At 72.7% G+C, this 16,899-nt stretch carries 14 protein-coding genes; 9 read left to right on the top strand and 5 right to left on the bottom strand.

The genetic code is table 11. The features are described 5' to 3' along the window. The first annotated feature begins 87 nt into the window (after nt 1–87). Nucleotides 88–1,824, top strand: a complete 1,737-nt coding sequence (locus ACFUPX_RS25415) for an FUSC family protein (RefSeq protein ID WP_383326937.1) — start codon at nt 88–90, stop codon at nt 1,822–1,824. Nucleotides 1,825–1,861: 37 nt separating this feature from the next. Beyond that, nucleotides 1,862–2,524, top strand: coding sequence for a MarR family winged helix-turn-helix transcriptional regulator (locus tag ACFUPX_RS25410; RefSeq protein WP_383326934.1), 663 nt, complete (start codon nt 1,862–1,864; stop codon nt 2,522–2,524). Here the strand turns inward: ACFUPX_RS25410 and ACFUPX_RS25405 are convergent. Continuing rightward, the gene (locus ACFUPX_RS25405) at nt 2,518–3,294 is read right to left on the bottom strand and encodes a FadR/GntR family transcriptional regulator (RefSeq protein ID WP_383326931.1); all 777 of its coding nucleotides are present in this window, start codon (nt 3,292–3,294) and stop codon (nt 2,518–2,520) included. The two genes, ACFUPX_RS25410 and ACFUPX_RS25405, sit on opposite strands and share 7 nt — an antisense overlap. A gap of 194 nt (nt 3,295–3,488) precedes the next feature. Here ACFUPX_RS25405 and ACFUPX_RS25400 point away from each other — a divergent pair, with 194 nt between their 5' ends. The 6 genes from ACFUPX_RS25400 (at nt 3,489) to ACFUPX_RS25375 (ending at nt 11,356) form a co-directional block, all read left to right on the top strand. Then, entirely contained in the window at nt 3,489–4,709 is a 1,221-nt protein-coding gene (locus ACFUPX_RS25400; RefSeq protein WP_383326928.1) for a M20 family metallopeptidase, read from the top strand. A 59-nt stretch (nt 4,710–4,768) separates the two neighbouring features. After that, nucleotides 4,769–6,196, top strand: a complete 1,428-nt coding sequence (locus tag ACFUPX_RS25395; protein ID WP_383326925.1) for an aldehyde dehydrogenase family protein — start codon at nt 4,769–4,771, stop codon at nt 6,194–6,196. A gap of 89 nt (nt 6,197–6,285) precedes the next feature. Continuing rightward, on the top strand, nt 6,286–7,086 hold the full coding sequence (locus ACFUPX_RS25390) for an SDR family NAD(P)-dependent oxidoreductase (protein ID WP_383326922.1): 801 nt from the start codon (nt 6,286–6,288) through the stop codon (nt 7,084–7,086). 39 nt (nt 7,087–7,125) lie between these two features. After that, a complete protein-coding gene (locus ACFUPX_RS25385) occupies nt 7,126–7,488 on the top strand; it encodes a DUF3311 domain-containing protein (protein ID WP_383326919.1) in 363 nt (120 codons plus the stop codon). After that, the gene (locus ACFUPX_RS25380) at nt 7,485–9,005 is read left to right on the top strand and encodes a sodium:solute symporter (RefSeq protein WP_383326916.1); all 1,521 of its coding nucleotides are present in this window, start codon (nt 7,485–7,487) and stop codon (nt 9,003–9,005) included. The genes ACFUPX_RS25385 and ACFUPX_RS25380 overlap by 4 nt, the downstream gene beginning before the upstream one ends. Then, nucleotides 9,002–11,356, top strand: a complete 2,355-nt coding sequence (locus ACFUPX_RS25375) for a penicillin acylase family protein (RefSeq protein WP_383326913.1) — start codon at nt 9,002–9,004, stop codon at nt 11,354–11,356. The genes ACFUPX_RS25380 and ACFUPX_RS25375 overlap by 4 nt, the downstream gene beginning before the upstream one ends. On the opposite strand, the gene ACFUPX_RS25370 is transcribed toward ACFUPX_RS25375, so the two are convergent. The 4 genes from ACFUPX_RS25370 to ACFUPX_RS25355 all read right to left on the bottom strand — a co-directional run bounded on the left by ACFUPX_RS25370 (nt 11,326) and on the right by ACFUPX_RS25355 (nt 16,252). Next, the gene (locus tag ACFUPX_RS25370; RefSeq protein WP_383326910.1) at nt 11,326–12,405 is read right to left on the bottom strand and encodes a DUF917 domain-containing protein; all 1,080 of its coding nucleotides are present in this window, start codon (nt 12,403–12,405) and stop codon (nt 11,326–11,328) included. The two genes, ACFUPX_RS25375 and ACFUPX_RS25370, sit on opposite strands and share 31 nt — an antisense overlap. After that, on the bottom strand, nt 12,398–13,978 hold the full coding sequence (locus ACFUPX_RS25365; RefSeq protein WP_383326907.1) for a hydantoinase/oxoprolinase N-terminal domain-containing protein: 1,581 nt from the start codon (nt 13,976–13,978) through the stop codon (nt 12,398–12,400). The genes ACFUPX_RS25370 and ACFUPX_RS25365 overlap by 8 nt, the downstream gene beginning before the upstream one ends. A 280-nt stretch (nt 13,979–14,258) precedes the next feature. Continuing rightward, on the bottom strand, nt 14,259–15,647 hold the full coding sequence (locus tag ACFUPX_RS25360; RefSeq protein WP_383326904.1) for an NAD(P)/FAD-dependent oxidoreductase: 1,389 nt from the start codon (nt 15,645–15,647) through the stop codon (nt 14,259–14,261). A gap of 212 nt (nt 15,648–15,859) precedes the next feature. Further along, entirely contained in the window at nt 15,860–16,252 is a 393-nt protein-coding gene (locus ACFUPX_RS25355) for a VOC family protein (RefSeq protein ID WP_383326901.1), read from the bottom strand. Nucleotides 16,253–16,345: 93 nt separating this feature from the next. Here ACFUPX_RS25355 and ACFUPX_RS25350 point away from each other — a divergent pair, with 93 nt between their 5' ends. Then, nucleotides 16,346–16,897 carry a GNAT family N-acetyltransferase gene (locus ACFUPX_RS25350; RefSeq protein ID WP_383326898.1) on the top strand — a complete coding sequence of 184 codons (552 nt, stop codon included), beginning with the start codon at nt 16,346–16,348 and terminating at the stop codon, nt 16,895–16,897. The last annotated feature ends 2 nt before the right edge of the window (nt 16,898–16,899 follow it).

The raw sequence follows: 16,899 nt of genomic DNA, 5'->3' as shown, positions 1-16,899 counted from the left end.
GGTGTACGCGGGGAGCGCGAAGGGGAGCGGACGGGGCCACCGTGACGTAAATCGGTTCCGAGTAAAACACTTGCTAAGGTTCTGGGTATGAGCAGTGCACCTACGAGCAGTACGCCGCCACCTTCGCCCCGCCTTTCAGAACCCTCCGAAGCCCCCGAAGCCCCCGAAGCCCCCGAGCCCTCGGGCCCCTCCCGCATCCGCCGACTCCCGCTCGCTGGCGTACTGCGTCCGGGCAAGCCGTCCGACATCTGGTTCAAGCCCGCGTCGAGCGTGGTCGTCGCCACCGCGATACCGAATCTGACGCTCCTCGCGATCGGCCGCCTCGACCTCGTCATGTACACGATGGCCGGATCGTTCTGTGCGCTCTACGCCCACAACCTCCCCTACGCCGCGCGGGCCCGCGCCCTCGCCGGGGTCGTCGTCGGCATGCTGGCAAGCGTCGGGGTCGCCATGGTCGCCGCCTCGCTCACCACCTCGGCGGTGGTACTCGTGGCGGTCGGTGCGCTGCTCGCCGCCGCGCAGAAGACGCTCTGCGACGCCACCCGCATCGGCCCGCCGGGCCACCTCATCTTCACGTTCATCAGCTCCGCCACCCTGTTCGCGCCGCAGGCCATCGGGCAGGTCCCCGGCCACCTCGCCCTCACCCTGGGCGCCGGAGCCGTGGCCTGGCTCGTCGGCATGGCCCCGGCCCTGGTGCGCCCGCACGGCCCCGAGCGCCGGGCCACCGCACGGGCCCTGCACGCGGCTGCCGCCTACGCCGAGGCCGCGGGCCCCGGCCGGGAGCGCGCCAGGCCGGGAGCCGCCGCGGCCGTCCACGCGGCCTGGCAGTCACTGCTCGCCACCGGCGCCCGCACGGCTGCGCGCCGCGCCCTGGAGCGCCTGGTGATCCGCGCCGAGGAAGCCCTGTCGGCGCCGTCGGCCGCCGACCCCGCCCAGCTGCGCGCCCTCGCGGACGGCCTGCGCGGCACGGGCGCGGTGCCACGCCCCGGCGGCGTACGACGCGAGGCGGACGATGAACTCCTGGGAGTGGAAGCCGTGTTGGCGGCGGCCCCGGCCAGGCAGCCCCTGTGGCGGCGCCTCGGCCCCGGATCGCCGCTGCTGCCCATCGCCCTGCGCACGGCCGTCGGCTGCGCGCTCGCCGGGTACGCGTCGCTGGCGCTCGGCGTCGGCCGCCCCTACTGGGCCCTCGTCACGGCGGCCTCGCTCTACCAGGCCAACGTCACGCTCACCTGGAACAGGGGAGTGCAGCGCGTGGTCGGCAACCTCGTCGGGGTGCTCGCCTTCGCCGCGATCGTCCCGCTGGCCCACCTCAGCCAGGCCGCACTGATCGTCTGCTGCCTGGCCCTCGCCTTCGGGGCGGAGGCACTGATGGCCCGCAACTACTGGATGGGCAGTGTGTGCGTCACGCCGATGGCGCTTCTGGTCACCGAGTTCGCGCGGTTCCAGCAGCCCGGAGAGCTGATCCTCGACCGGGTCGTGGACACGTTCGTGGGGGCGCTGCTCGGCATCGTCGCGGCGATGGCCGTCACCAACCGGCGCGCCGCCGACCACATCGAGCTGGCCATCGACGCCACCGACCGGGCCCGCGCCCGCGCCGAGCAGGCACTGGCGGCCCCGCTCCCCACCCCCGGCACCCTGCGCCCGGCGCGCCGCGGCCTGACCGCCGCCCTGGTCGACCTGCGCACCGCCCATGACGCGGCGGCGGGCGAATGGTGGCAGCGCGCCCTGCCGGAGGAGCGGGTGATGGCCGCCGAACAGGCAGGACACCGTACGCTCGCGGCGACGGTACGCGGCACGGAGCGCGGCGAGCGCGTACGGGTGTGACGGGCCGGGCGACGCGGAAGGGCGAGGACAGGGGCGCATGAGGAACGGGAACGAACGGGACACGGCGGCGGACGCCGTGGCCCGTGCGGGGGACGATGGCGCGGGCGGTGGCGCGAGCGGTGGTGTGAGCGGTGCGACGGGCGCCACGAGCAGTGCCGCGGGTGCGACCGGCGGTGCTCCGAGCGTGCCGCGCGACACCGTCGCCGCCGTCGTACGGCAGTGGCAGGCCGTGCGGCCGGACATCGACACGGGGCCGATGGAGGTCATCGGCCGCATCAACCGCTGCGCGGCCCTGCTGCAACAGGCGGAGGACGCCCCGCTGCGCCGCGTCGGCCTGACCCGCCCCGAGTTCGACCTGCTGGGCGCGCTGCGCCGCACCGGCCACGAACTGACGCCCGGCGAACTGGCCCGCGAGACCTTCTCCTCGGGGGCCGCCGTCACCAAGCGCCTCAAGCAGCTCCAGGAGCGCGGCCTGGTCGACCGCCGTGCCGACACCCGTGACCGCCGCGTCTCACACGTCGGCCTGACCGAGGCGGGCCGCGACCTGGTCGACTCGGTCCTGCCCGACCAACTGGCCTACGAGACCGTGGTTCTCGCGGGTCTCGACGACGACGCCCAGGGTCAACTCAGCGACTTGCTCGGCGGGTTGCTCCGGCAGTTGGAGGGGAGACTCGGACTCTCGCCGGGATTCCGTCAGTGATCCTCGGCGGACGCCGCCAGCAACTCCCGTGTCTCGGGCTCCACATGTTCCGCGTAGTACTCGTGCAGCGCCGTGCGGCCCAGGCGGGCGGCGAGGGGTCCGTCGCCCGCGGTGATCGCCGCGAGGACCTCCCGGTGGTGGGCTATGGAGCGCTTCATCCAGGCCGTCGTGTCCGTGACGCCCGCGATCTTCTTCTCGATGACCTCGACCACCGCCCCGTGCACGGCGCGTGCGCACAGGCCCAGGAGCGAGTTGCCGCTGGCCTCGGCGATCGCGCGGTGGAAGAGCGCGTCCGCCTCGCTGAACGCGTGCAGGGCCGCCGGACCGCTGCCGCTGAGGGATTCCATGCGGGTGATCTGCTCGCGCATTCGGGCGAGATCGTCCGCGCCGTGCAGACGCGCCGCAAGGCGGTTGCTCTCGGCGTCAAGGACCATGCGGAACTGCACCAGTTCGCCGAGCGTGGACACACTGGAGCGGGTGAGGCGGCCCAGGGCCTGGCTGAGGTTGTCGGGGGAGACGCCGAGTACCTCCGCGCCCAGCGGGTCGCCGGGGCGTGAGCGGATCAGGCCCGCCGACTGAAGGACGCGCAGCGCCTCGCGAACCGTGGAGCGGCCCACGCCGAAGCGGTTGACCAGCTCGCGCTCGGCGGGCAGCCGGGAGCCCGGCGGCAGATCACCGCTGAGGATGCGCTCCTCGATCTGCTCCGCCACCCGCTGATAGGCGCGGACCGGTGTGACCGGCCGGAACAGGTCGGCGTCGTCGGCGGCCATCGGCCCGCCCCCTCCACGGTACGTAGCTGATACGCGATGTCGGCGCGCACGTCGACGCGGACATCGGCGCGGACATCGGCGCGGTAAATCCAAGATCTGGTGGTTGACCCGGCCATGAACGTGGAGGCAGAGTACGGGAACTCAACTGGTCTGACCAGTCGACTGGCCTTGTGGCCGACCGACTTGGAGGTTCCATGCACACCAGCTCAAGCGAGCCCACGGCCGACGAGGCCGCCGTCGTCGCCTTCACCCAGGACCTGGTCCGCCTCCGCACCGTCAACGCGGCCGGAGCCACCGAGGTCGAGCGGCCCGCGGCCGAACTCGTCGCCCGGCTCTTCACCGAGTTCGGCTGGACGTACGACGTGGTGGAGGTCGCGCCGGGGCGGCCCAACACCGTCGCCGTCATCGAGGGCGGGGGAGGCGACGGGCCGACGCTGATGTTCGAGGGGCACATCGACGTCGTCACGGAAGGGGACCCGGCGGACTGGAGCGTCGATCCCTACGGCGCCGAGATCCGGGACGGCAGGCTGTGGGGCCGCGGCTCCGCCGACATGAAGTCCGGTGTCGCGGCGATGATCTACGGGGTGCGCGCCCTTCAGCTCGCCGGCCCCTTCCCGGGCCGCGTCGTCCTCGGCGTGCTGTGCGACGAGGAAGGGCTGATGCTCGGCGCGAAGGCGTTCGCCGCCACCGCGCTGGCGCGTGAGGTGGACGGGGTGATCGTCTGCGAGCCCGAGGGGTACGAGGTGTGCACCTCCGCCCGTGGCGGCATCCGGCTCAGGCTCGACCTCGACGGGGTGATGGCGCATGGAGCCATGCCGCAGGAGGCCAAAAGCCCGATCGTCGCCGGGGCGCGCATCGTCGAGGCGCTCGGCCACGCGCAGGACTGGGCCCAGGAGCGCTACGGCACCCACCCGCACGCCGGGAGCGTGACGGTCACGCCGACCGTCCTGCTCGGCGGGGACCCGGACCAGCTGAACGTCATCCCCGCCCATGGGGTCGTCGGCATCGACGTACGCACGATCCCCGGTACCGATCACGCCGAACTCATCGAGCGCATAAGGGAGTTCGCCGTCGAGGCGGCCGGGAGCGTGGGGGTGGGCGTAGGGCTCACCGTCGTCGACGACCGGCCCGCCATCGAGATCGCGCAGGACCATCCGGTGGTCGCCGCGCTCGTCGAAGGACACCGTCAGGTGCACGGCGGCCCACCGCCGTTCGGGGCCGTGCCCGGCACCACGGACGGGACCATCCTCACCCGCGACGCGGGTCTGCCGACCGTCGTCTACGGGCCCGGCGGAAAGTGGATCGCGCACCAGAAGGACGAGTTCGTCGAGGTGCGGGAGATCGTCGAGTACACGCGGGTGTACGCCGCGGCGGCGCACTCGTTCCTGAACGGCGCCACCGGAGGTACGCGATGACCAGCCCCGACGCCAGCCCCGCTACCTGCCCCGAAGGGTTGCCCGTCGGAGACGGCTGGGTGAGCGTGCCCGCAAGCCAACCCGTCCGCTTCCCGTACGACGGCACGGAGATCGGCGCGGCGCCGGTCGGCGACCAGGAGCTCGCGGGGCGGGCGGTCGAGCATGCCGCGGCGGTGCGGGTGCGGGTGGGCAGGCTGACGGCCGGGGTGCGGCGCCAGGTGCTGACCGGGATCGCTGCGTCCCTGGCCGAAGCGGCGGCGGACCTCGTGGACCTGCTCGTCCTGGAGACCGGGAAGCCGCGGGTCGACTGCGGGGTCGAGATGCGGCGGGCCGTGGCCACCTGGCAGTCCGCCGCGGACGAGGTGGCCCATCTGCACGGGGAGACCGTGCCGCTGGACCTCCAGCCCTCCGGGGAAGGCCTCTTCGGCTTCTGGACGCGCAAGCCCGTCGGCGTCGTGGTCGGCATCGCGGGCTTCAACTACCCGGTCCTGCTCGCCTCCCACAAGATCGCACCGGCGCTCGCGGCGGGCTGCCCGGTGATCGTCAAGCCCGCTCCCGCGACACCGCTCGCCACCCTGCGGCTGGTCCATCTCGTACGGGAGCAGCTCGTGGCGGCGGGCGCCCCGGCCGGAGCGGTACAACTGGTCACGGGGGACGCGGAGGTCGGCCGTACGCTCACCACGCATCCGGAGGTCGCGGCGGTCTCCTTCACCGGGTCCGCGGCGGTCGGCCACCACATCGCGCGGGACGCGGCACCCCGCAAGGTCGTCCTCGAACTCGGCTCCAACGCGGCGCTCGTGGTGGCCGCGGACGCCGATCTCGACGCGGCGGCCGACGCGGTGGTGCGCGGCGGGTTCTACGCCTCGGGTCAGGCCTGCATCTCCGTACAGCGGGTCATCGTGGTGGATTCGGTGGCGCGGGAGTTCGAGAAGCGGCTCGTGGAGCGGCTGCCGGACGTGGTGGTCGGCGACCCCCGGGACCCGACGACCCGCGTCTCGGCGCTCATCGACGAGACGGCGACGCGGCGGGTCCTCGACTGGGTCGAGCGGGCGCGGGCCGCGGGAGCGCGCGTGGTGGCCGGGGGAGTCCGTGACACGGGCGGCAGGGGTGACACGGGTGGCGCAGACGGGCGGTGCATCGCCCCGACGCTGCTCGCGGAGGTCCCCGACGGCGAACCCGCCTGGGACGAGGAGATCTTCGGCCCGGTCGTCTGCCTGCGCACGGTGCCGGATCTGGACACCGCGTACGACCTCGTCAACGCGAGCCGCTACGGCCTGCACGCGGCCGTCTACACCCGCGGCCTGCGAGCCGCCCTGGAGGCCGTGGACCGCCTGGAGGCCGGCGGCGTCGTGGTGAACGAAGTCCCCGGCTACCGCAGCGACATCGCCCCGTACGGAGGCGTCAAGGACTCGGGCATCGGCCGCGAGGGCCCCAGGTTCGCGATCGAGGAACTGACGGTGACACGGATGGTGGTCATCAGGCCCTAGGCCGGAGCGGAGGCGGCCCCGACGCCCCCTCAACGACGATCACCCGACCCTGCACCTTGAACCCTGGACCCTGCCAGAGAGGCACCACCATGGACTACGGCAACCTGTTCCGGCTCGACGGCCGCCGCATCGCGGTCGTGGGCGGCGCCAGCGGCATCGGCCGTGAAGCAGCACGCGCGCTGGTCGCCCAAGGCGCGCACGTCATCGTCGCCGACCGGGACACGGAAGGGGCGGCAAGGACGGTGGCGCTGGCGGCGGGGGAGGGCGAGGCGGCAGCCCAGGGCTTCGGTGGCGCCACCGCCCAGCCCCTGGACGTTCTCGACCCGGACGCGGTGCGCGCCGCCGTCGCCGCGTGGGGGCCGCTCGACGGGCTCGTCGTCACCGTCGGGGCCAACGTACGCAAGCGCATCGCCGACTACAGCCTCGACGAGTTCGACCGGGTCATCGCGCTGAACCTGCGCTCCTATCTCACCCTCATCCAGGCCGTCGCCCCCGGCATGGCCGAGCGAGGCCGCGGAAGCGTGGTCGGGTTCGCCTCCATGCGCGCCTTCCAGGTGGAGCCGGGGCAGGGGCCGTACGCCGCGTCCAAGGCGGGCCTCGTCCAACTGCTGCGGACCGCCGCCGCGGAATGGGGGCCGCAGGGCGTCCGGTTCAACGCGGTCGCGCCCGGCGTCGTCCGTACTCCGCTCACCGATCAGATCGCCGCCGACCCCGCGTGGTTCGATGCCTACGCCCAGGCCTCCGCGCTCAAGCGGTGGGCCCGCGCCGACGAACTCGCCGGCGCCGTCGCCTATCTCGTGTCGGACGCGTCCACGTTCGTCACCGGCACCGTGCTGAGCGTCGACGGCGGCTGGACCGCGGTCGACGGCCGTTACGACCCCTCTGTGTGACCGTGTGATCCTCCCCGCCCCTCCCCAAGGAGCCCCCTCATGCCCCCCACAGCCGAAGACAGCGGCGAGCCGGGCCCACCGGACCCCGCGGCCCCTCCCCACTCGCCGCTCGAGGGCCTCCCCACCCTCCAGGGCGTGGCCCGCCCCTCCCTCTGGCTGCTTCTCGTCCCCGTCCTGCTCTACGGCCTGGCCCCGCTCGTCGCCAACCGCATCGAGCCGCGCATCCTCGGCATCCCCTTCCTCCTCTTCTGGGTCATCGCCTCCACGGTGATCAGCCCCCTGGTCATCTGGCTCGCCGCCCGGCTCGACCCGGCGTACCGCACCAACGCCGTCGAGCCCATCCCGGCGGACGACCTCGCGGGCGCCCCCGAAGGCACCGACACCGAGGGAGACCGCCGATGAGCGGCAACGCAGCCGTCGCCACCACCATCTTCGGGCTCGCGATGATCGCCACCATCGGGATCGGCGTCTGGAGCGCCCGCGGCCGGTCCAAGGGCCTCGCCGAGTGGTCCGTCTCCAGCCGCGGACTCGGCGTCCTGTTCATCTGGCTGCTCATGGCGGGCGAGACGTACACGAGCTTCTCGTTCCTCGGCACCGCGGGCTGGTCGTACTCCTTCGGCGCACCGATCCTCTACCTGGTCGCCTACCTGACCGTCGGCTTCGCCGTCGCCTACGTCGTCGGCCCCGCCCTGTGGACGTACGCGTCCCGGCACGGCCTCATCTCCATCGCGGACATCGCCGAATTCCGCTTCCGCTCCCGCCCGGTGGGGATCCTCGTCGCCGTCGTCGCGACCGTCTTCATCGTCCCCTACATCCAGGTGCAGATTCAGGGCATGGGCGTCGTCGTGAACGCGATGACGTACGGCAGCGTCGATCTCAAGGTCGCCGCCGTCATCTCCTTCGTCGTGGCCGAGGTGTTCATCCTCGTGTCGGGGCTGCGCGGTTCGGCGTGGGTGAGCGCGCTCAAGGACGTGCTGGTGATCATCGCCGTCGTGTTCCTCGCCGTGTACATCCCGATGCACTACCTCGGCGGGTTCAGCGACTTCATGCAGCGCATGGTGACCGAGAAGCCCGAGTGGCTCACCTTCCCCGGGCACGAGTCCGGCGGGCGCAACGCCATGTGGTTCCTGAGCACGGTCGTCCTCAACGCCGTGACGATCACCATCTTCCCGACCACCGTCGCCGGTTACCTCAGCGCAAAGAGCCCCAACGCCCTGCGCCGCAACGCGCTGCTCCTGCCCTGGTACCAGCTGCTCCTCTTCGTCCCGATGGTGGTCGGCGCCACGGCGCTGTTCGTGATGCCGACGCTTGGCAACCCCGACCTCGCCCTCTTCAGCCTCGTCACCGACTCCCTGCCCTCACCCGTCGTCGCGCTCATCGGCGTGGCGGGTGCCCTCTCGGCGATCGTGCCGATGAGCGTCTTCATGCTCTCCATCGGCACGCTGTGGGGCCGCACGATCCTCGGCGGCGGCAACGGCGCCGATCCGCGGGCGCGCCGCCGTGTGCGGGGGAAGTCCGGGGACGCCGACGACATGCGCACCAAGCGGCTCTCCCAACTGGTCTGCGTCGTCGCGGGGTTGATCGCCCTGGCGGGCAGCCTCTTCTATCCGAACACCCTCGTGGAGCTCTCCGTCCTGTCGTACGAGGGTCTGGCGCAGCTCGTGCCGGTCGTGCTCCTCGCCTTGTTCTGGCGGCGGTTGACCGCGCGGGCCGCCGTCGCCGGGATGCTCACCGGGCTCGTGGTGATGACCGTGCTGTGGGCCACCGACAACGACCCGTACCACGGCGTGAACGGCGGCATCATCGCGCTCGCCGCGAACCTCGTCGTACTGCTGGCGGTCGTGCGGCTGGCGCCGGGCCCCGGTCCGGCCGTACCGGGGGAGCGCTCGCCGGAAGCCGCCGTGAAGGAGCCCCGATGACGGACAGGGACGACAGGGGAGACGTCTTCGAGGTGCCGGGCCTTCAGGAGCCCGTCGAGATCCGGATCGACCGGTGGGGCGTCCCGCATCTGTACGCCGCCTCCCAGGACGACCTCTTCCTGGCCCAGGGATTCAACGCCGCGCGTGACCGCCTCTTCCAGCTGGACCTGTGGCGGCGCCGCGGACTCGGCCTGCTCGCGGAGGTGTTGGGGGAGCGGTACGCCGAGCACGACCGGGCGGCACGGCTGTTCCTCTACCGCGGGGACATGGCCGAGGAGTGGCGTACGTACGGGCAGGACGCGGAGCGGGTGACCACGGCGTTCGTCGACGGCATCAACGCGTACGTGTCGCTGTGCCGCTCGGACGCGGCCCAACTGCCACCCGAATTCACCCTGTTGAAGTACGAACCGGCCTACTGGCTCCCCTCCGACGTGGCCCGCATCCGCAGTCACGGCTTGCAGTACAACCTCCGTGACGAGGTCGCCCGCGCCCTCACCCTGCGGGATCACGGCCCCGACGTGGAGGACCTGCGCCGCCGCCGCGAGCCCGCCCCGCACCAACTGCGCGTCCCCGAGGGCCTCGACCTGTCCGTCATCCCTTCCGACGTCCTGCGCGTGTACGAGATGGCCACCACGCCCCCGTGGGCGGCCGGCGCGGCGCCCCGCCAGGGCCTGGACGGCTCCAACAACTGGGTCATCGGCCCGTCCCGCACGGCCACGGGGCGCCCCCTCCTGGCCAACGACCCGCACCGCGGGATCGCCCTGCCCGCACTGCGCTACCTCGCGCACCTCTCGGCGCCGGGCATCGACGTCATCGGAGCGGGCGAACCGGCCCTGCCCGGCATCTCCATCGGCCACAACGGCCACGTCGCCTTCGGCCTGACGATCTTCCCGATCGACCAGGAGGACCTGTACGTCTACCGCACGAACCCGGCGAATCCTCATGAGTACTGGTACCAGGACCACTGGGAGCCGATGACGCGCGTCACGGAGTCGATCCCGGTGCAGGGCGGCGACGCGGTCACGTCCGACCTGTGGTTCACGCGCCACGGCCCGGTGATCCGCGAACTACCGGCCAAGAACGCCGCGTTCGCGGTCCGCGCGGCCTGGCTCGGCCCCGGTATGGCCCCCTACCTGGGCAGCATGGACTACATGCGGGCGCCGGGCCCCGACGCGTTCGTGGCGGCGATGCGGCGCTGGGGAGCCCCCGGCGAGAACCAGGTCTACGCGTCCCCCGACGGCACGATCGGCTGGCGTCCCGCGGGCCGCGTCCCCGTCCGCCCCGGCTGGGACGGCACGCTCCCGGTACCGGGCGACGGCCGCTACGAATGGGACGGCTTCCTGGACGTGGAGGAACTCCCCTCGGTCCGCGACCCGGCCCAGGGCTGGTTCGCCACGGCCAACCAGCTGAACCTGCCGCCCGCGTACCCGAACGCGGAGAAGACGGTGACGTACGACTGGTACGCACCGACCCGCCACGACCGCATCACGGAGGAACTCGGCAGGCACGCGTCCTGGACGGTCGAGGACTGCGCAAGCCTCCAAACGGACTACGTGAGCCTGCCGGGCCGCCGGGTACAGGCGCTGCTCGCGAGGCTGGAGGCCCAAGCCGCGGGGTCGGACGCTCCGTCGCCCGCCGCTCTCTGCCTCCTCCGTGACTGGGACGCCCGCCTCACCGTCGACTCCCCGGCCGCCGCCCTCTTCGAGGTCTGGTACCGGCGGCATCTGCGGCCCGCCCTCCTGGCGCGGGCCCTCGACGGGATCGTGGGTGAGGGGGAGCAGGAGCGGGCGCTGGCGCGGGTTCTGCCCGCCGAGGACGCGGCGGCGGATGCCCGGGTCGACCTGGAGCTTCTCGGCGGTGATCCGGATCCCGCGCTGCTGCTCAGCACGCTCGCCGCGGCCGTCGGCGAGCTCAGCGGGCTGCTGGGGGACGATCCGGCCGGCTGGGCCTGGGGCGCACTCCACCACGCCCACCCGCACCACCCCATCGCCGCCCTGCTGGAAGGGCCCGCCCCGCAGTGGGCCTCCGTGGGCCCGGTGCCGCGCGGCGGCAGCGGGGACACCGTGGGGGCCGCCGCCTACGGGCCCGGGTTCCGGCAGACCGCGGGGGCCACCTTCCGGATCGTCGTGGACGTCGGCTCCTGGGACGACTCCGTGGCGATGAACTCGCCGGGACAGTCCGGCGTTCCCGGCAGCCCGCACTACGACGACCTGTTCGCGAGCTGGGCCGCCGACGAGTCCTTCCCGTTGCTCTACTCCCGCGACGCGGTGGAGCAGCACACCCGGCGGACGATCACGCTACGACCGTCCGCCGGAACACATCAGGGGGCGGCCGAACCGAAGGGCAGGTAGTCCACCTCGTATCCGAAGTAGCGGGGACCGGCCAGCGCGAGGCCGCCCGGAGTGATCCAGCGCGGATCGCAGCGGGCGGCGAACGCGCTGACGCGCAGTCCGTAGCGCAGGCCCTCCGTGGTCACCGGGTCACCGGTGTCGCTGTCCAGGACGCAGATCAGGTCGGGCGTGGTCGCCACGGTCACCCCGTCGCGCGTGGCGAGCAAGTGCTCGTTCTGGAAGCCGAGTTCGAGCACCCGGCCCGCGTCGCCCCGCGCCCCTTCGACACGGGCGCGACCGCGTGCGAAACCGCCCTGCGTGTGACGGCTGACGTCGACCACCTTGCCCGTGAGGAGGGGAATGCCGCCCAGCATGCCCCGCGCCGCCGCCACCGGATCGCCGTGCGCGATCCGCGCCTCGCGCACCACCGCGCCGAGCCGCGAGGCCAGCGTCAGCGTCGCGGGAACCAGGCCGTCGGCGAGCTGATCGCCGCGCAGCACCGTGTCCGCGCAGCTGATCTGGCAGCCGAGCTCCACGCACACCGCGCGCGCGATCCGCTCGGCCGCGTGGTTGTCGACCGCCTCGACGACGACCGCGTTGCCCTTGTCGTCGGCCAGCGCCATCGGCGAGTTGGTGATCCCGGCAAGACCGGGCAGCACCATCTGCGCCTCGGGAAACGCCCGCCCCATCGCGTCCCCGTCCACGAGCGGCAGCCCGGCCCGCGCGGCACACGCGATCGGCAGCATCGAGTTGACCCCGCCGACCTCAAGCGCGGTGAGGTGCGTGGCCCGGCGCCCGATGTGCTTCTCCAGGGCGCGCAACGCCACCAGATCCTCCCGGCCGTTGGGCACCCGCTCCAGAAGGACGGTGGGCGCGCCCATGCCGGAGATGGGGACGACGGTCGCGCCGGCGTCGACCTCGTCGATGTCCACGACCCGCACCGGACCGTGCGCGCGGATCGCCTCGCGGGCGAGCAGCATGCCGATGTAGGGGTCACCGCCCCCGCCCGTGCCGAGGATGCCCGCGCCCCGGGCGATGTCGTCGAGGTTGTCGAGGGTGATCTCACGCATCGGAGATCGCCCCGGCCCCGGACCCCGTGACCTGGGGCAGTCGCCCCAGGTCGAGCTCGCCCACCGCCTTGACGCGGATGCGTGTCGCACCGCCGGGCAGATAGGCGAGCGGCACCTCCTCGATGTCGACTATGCGTACGCTGCCGGGACGTGCCCCGGCATCCAGCGCACGCCCCACGGCGTCCTCGCGGGCCCCGGCGAGCACCGCGTCCCTGCGCCCTTCGGGGACGTGGAAGACCCGGTCGACCTCGCCGCCGACCTGCGCGATCGCCGCGCCCACCGCGTTGGCCACGTCGAAGTGCCACGGCCTGCGCACATCGGCGAAGCCGGGCAGTTCGTCGGGGACCAGGACGGAGCCGCCGCCGACGGCGACCACCGGCAGCACCGCCGCGGACGTCCGCATCCGGTCGACGCCCTCGGCGAGCCGCTCGGCGACGCGGTCAAGGGCGCGCTCGGTGAACTCCCGCTCCAGATGCGCGACATGGGAGCTGTCCCCGATGTCGGCCCGGCCCGCGGCCACCGCGAGATCCGTAGCCGTCAGGCGCGTGCCGCCGAAGACGAGAGCCTCCTCCGTGAGCCGGTAGCCGACCGACCGCGGCCCTGCCTCACCGTCTGGCGACACCCAGGAGCCACCGCCGATACCGAGCGAAAGGACGTCTGGGATACGCAAGTTGGTGCGGATCCCGGCGGCCTGGCTCTCGCCCGCCGCCTCGCGCGGAAAGCCCCCGGCGAGGACGCCGATGTCGGCCGTCGTGCCGCCCACGTCGACGACCGCGCAGTCCCGGAGCCCGGAGAGGAACGCCGCGCCCCGCATCGAGTTGGTCGGCCCCGACGAGAAGGTGGCCACCGGGCAGGTGCGCGCGAAGTCGGGGTCCATCAGCGTCCCGTCGTTCTGCGACAGGAAGAACGGCGCCGTGATCGACATCTCCGCCAGCGCCTTGCCGAACGACTCGACGACGACCGTGGCCAGATCCCGGAGCGAGGCGTTGATGACCGTGGCGTTCTCGCGCGCGAGCAGTCCGACCCGGCCGAGCTCGTGCGAGAGCGAGAAGTGCACGCCCTCGCCGAGCTCGGCCCGCAGGATCTCGGCGGCGAGCCGCTCGTCCGCGTCCGCGACGGGCGAGAACACGGACGAGACGGCGACCGAGGTCAGCCCGCGCGCGGCGATGTCGGCGGCCGTGCGCTTCAGCTCCTCCGGGTCGAGGGGCGAGAGCGGCCGGCCGTCGAACTCCCGCCCGCCGTGGCAGAGATAGCCGTGCCCGCCGACGGCGGCCCGCTGCCGCGCGGGCCAGTCCGCCAGGGGCGGCAGGGCGGCGGTGGCGGGTAAGCCCAGACGTACGGTCGCCACGGGGGTGAGCCGGGCGCCCTCGACGAGCGCGTTGAGGAAGTGCGTGGTGCCGATCATCACGGCGGTGACGGATTCGACGGGCGGAGCGAGAGCGCGGATCGCGGCGGTGACCCCGGAGGTGATGTCGGGCGTGGTCGGTGACTTGACGGCCGCGAGCACGCGGTCGTCGTGTCCGAGGAGGGCTGCGTCGGTGTTGGTCCCACCGACATCGATGCCGATACGCATGGTGGTGGAGCCCTTCGTGTGGCGACAGGTGGGTGATGCGTAGTACGGACATGAAGCACGCCGTGATCAACCAGGTGGCGGGACGGCGGGGTTCTGGGGCGTCCGTCGGCGCATCTGACGGCGGCATCGACCTTCAGACGACGGACACGGCCTTGCGGAGCCGTCCATTTCGGCCCTTTCCCCTCCCGCGGCGAGGACTACAGCAAGAAGCCGGCACTCGCTCCGTCCGAGCACCGGCTTCTGTACGAACTCGCTGTGCGGCCCTGCCGGACCTGCGGCTCTAGGGGAACTGCGGCTTCTCGGGGGCCATCGAACGCCCCGCGACCTCCGCCGTCACCCGCGCGTGGATCTCCTCGGGCGAGAGATAGACGTCCGTCAGCTCGAAGTCCTTGAGCGTGGCGGGCCGTTGGGACTGGAACCCGGTCCGTACGAAGTCGTCGCCCGCGAGGGCGTTGAGCCCCCAGTTCGCGGCCGTGCGGAAACGCGCGGTGACGGTACGCAGCGCCCCCAAGTGGTAGCCACGCGCGACGATTTGGGCCGGAAGACCGGTCAGTTGCACGCCCATCGGCTTCGACACGGCCTGAATGCCGCCGAGGTCGACGACCAGGCCCATGTCCTTGTGCCGGTAGGGGGTCAGCGGCGCGCCCCGCAGCGCCGCGGTGACGTTCTTCGCGGCGGCCCAGCCCTGCCGCATCGCGTGCTGAGCGGTCGGCGGGCAGGTCGCGTCGCCGCCCTTGACGAGGTCGGGGACGGCCGCCGCGTCGCCGAGCGCGAACACGCCGTCCAGGCCCGGCACCGTCAGCTCCGGGGCGACGACCAGGCGGCCCCGGTTGGTCTCGGCGCCCAGCGTGGCGATGAGCGGGCTCGGCGCGACACCGGCGGTCCAGATGAGGGTGTGGCAGGGCAGCGTGCGCCCGTCGGTCAGCGTGACGGTGTCCTCGGTGGCCTTGTCGACCGTGACCCCCAGCGACACGTGGATCCCGCGCCGCCGCACTATGGCGAGCGCCTTCTCGCCGAGCCGGTCGCCCAGCTCAGGCATCAACTTCGGTGCCACGTCCACCAGATGCCACTTGATCTGCGACGCGTCGAGCCCCGGGTAGCGCTTGACGGCGGCGCTCGTCAGACGGTGCAGATAGGCCGCCGTCTCCGTTCCCGCGTACCCGCCGCCGACGACCACGAACTGCAGCCGGGCCTCCCGCTCGGCCCGGTCCGAGCTCGCCGCGGCCAGGTCGAGCTGCGAGATCACGTGGTCGCGGATCCAGGCGGCCTCGGCCAGCGTCTTCACGCCCACGGCGTAGCGGTCGACACCGGGGATGTCGAACTGCCGGGTCACACTGCCCGGGGTCAGGACGAGGTAGTCGTAGCGCTCCACGACCTCCTCGCCGTTGATCTTCCGTACGATCACGGCCTTCGCGTGCGGGTCCACCCCGATGGCACCGCCCGGCACGATCGCGGTACGGCGCAGCATGCGGCGCAGCGGCACCGCGACCGACTGCGGGGTCAGCACGCCCGACGCGACATGGGGGAGCAGGGGCAGGTAGAGCTGATGGTCCTGCGGGCTGACGAGCCGCAGTTCGGCGTCCTGCGCCTTGAGCGTCCGCTCCAGCTTGTGCGCGCACTCCATACCGGCGAAACCGCCGCCGATGATCAGAATCCGGGGACGTTGCATAAGAGATCGCTCCAGGGTTGGGCGAGGGGTCCGGTCAATCCTCCGACGAGGGGCGGGCCCGCGCACGTCGGGTGCGCCGGCCGGGGTCCCGGGTACCCCCGAACCGCCGGACGACTACTCCCGAACCACCGGATGACCACTTCTGGACCCTCGGACCCTGGACTCTCGGACCCTCGGACCCCGGACCAGCCTCAAGCTTCAGGCCTGCGGCTTCAGATGCCGGGCCGATACCGCAGGGGATGGTCCGCCGGCACCTCGACGATGACGATCTTGACGCCGTCCGGGTCCGCGATCCACATCTCGATGAGACCCCACGGCTCCTTCACCGGCTCCCGCACCACCTCCACGCCCCGCGCCACGAGGTCCGCGTGCGCCTCCCGCGCGTCCGCCACCTGGAGCCACAGCTGAAGGCCGGGCGCGGGCGGGGTCTGCGCGCGGCCGGAGACCTCGAGGAAGCCGCCGCCCAGGAAGTAGACCGTGCCGCGCTCGGGTCCCGTACCGAACTCGCGGTGGATCGAGAGGCCCAGCGCCTCGCCGTAGAACGACCGTGAGCGCTCGGGGTCGGTGGGTCGGAGAAGGGTCCTGCTGCTCAGTACATGCACCATGCAGCCGCACCTTAGTGGGGGGATAGGCTCGACGGTGCCCTGCCCACGCCGCGCCCGACAGCGGTGGGCCAGAGAGATCGGAGAACCCGTCCCATGGACACCGCCCCGCGCCCCGGCACGAGCGACCTCACCTTCCGCGACGCCACCGAAGCGGACGTCGACGCGCTCGTCTCGCTCATCGAGTCGGCGTACCGCGGTGACGCAAGCCGGGCGGGCTGGACCACGGAGGCGGACATCCTCCAGGGGCAGCGGACCGACCCGCAGGGTGTCGTCGACGTCATCGAGTCGCCCGCGAGCAAGCTGCTCGCCGTCGAGCGCGGCGGCGAGATCGTCGCCTGCTGCCAGCTCGAACACCGCGGCGAGCACGCCTACTTCGGGATGTTCGCGGTCAGCCCGGCGCTCCAGGGCGCCGGCCTCGGCAAGGTGATCATGGCGGAGGCCGAGCGGACCGCCCACGAGGCGTGGGGCGTGGGGGAGATGCACATGACCGTGATCTCCGTACGCGACGACCTCATCGCCTGGTACGAGCGGCGCGGCTACCGCCGTACGGGAAAGACGACTCCCTTCCCGTACGGCGACGAGCGGTTCGGCATTCCGCAGCGGGACGACCTGGAGTTCGAGCTGCTGGTCAAGCCCCTCGCCTGACG

It is taken from the genome of Streptomyces sp. NPDC057302, assembly GCF_042667685.1.
Lineage (GTDB): Bacteria > Actinomycetota > Actinomycetes > Streptomycetales > Streptomycetaceae > Streptomyces.
Note: the sequence above shows the minus strand (reverse complement) of the source record. Positions and strands in the feature narration are given on the sequence as shown.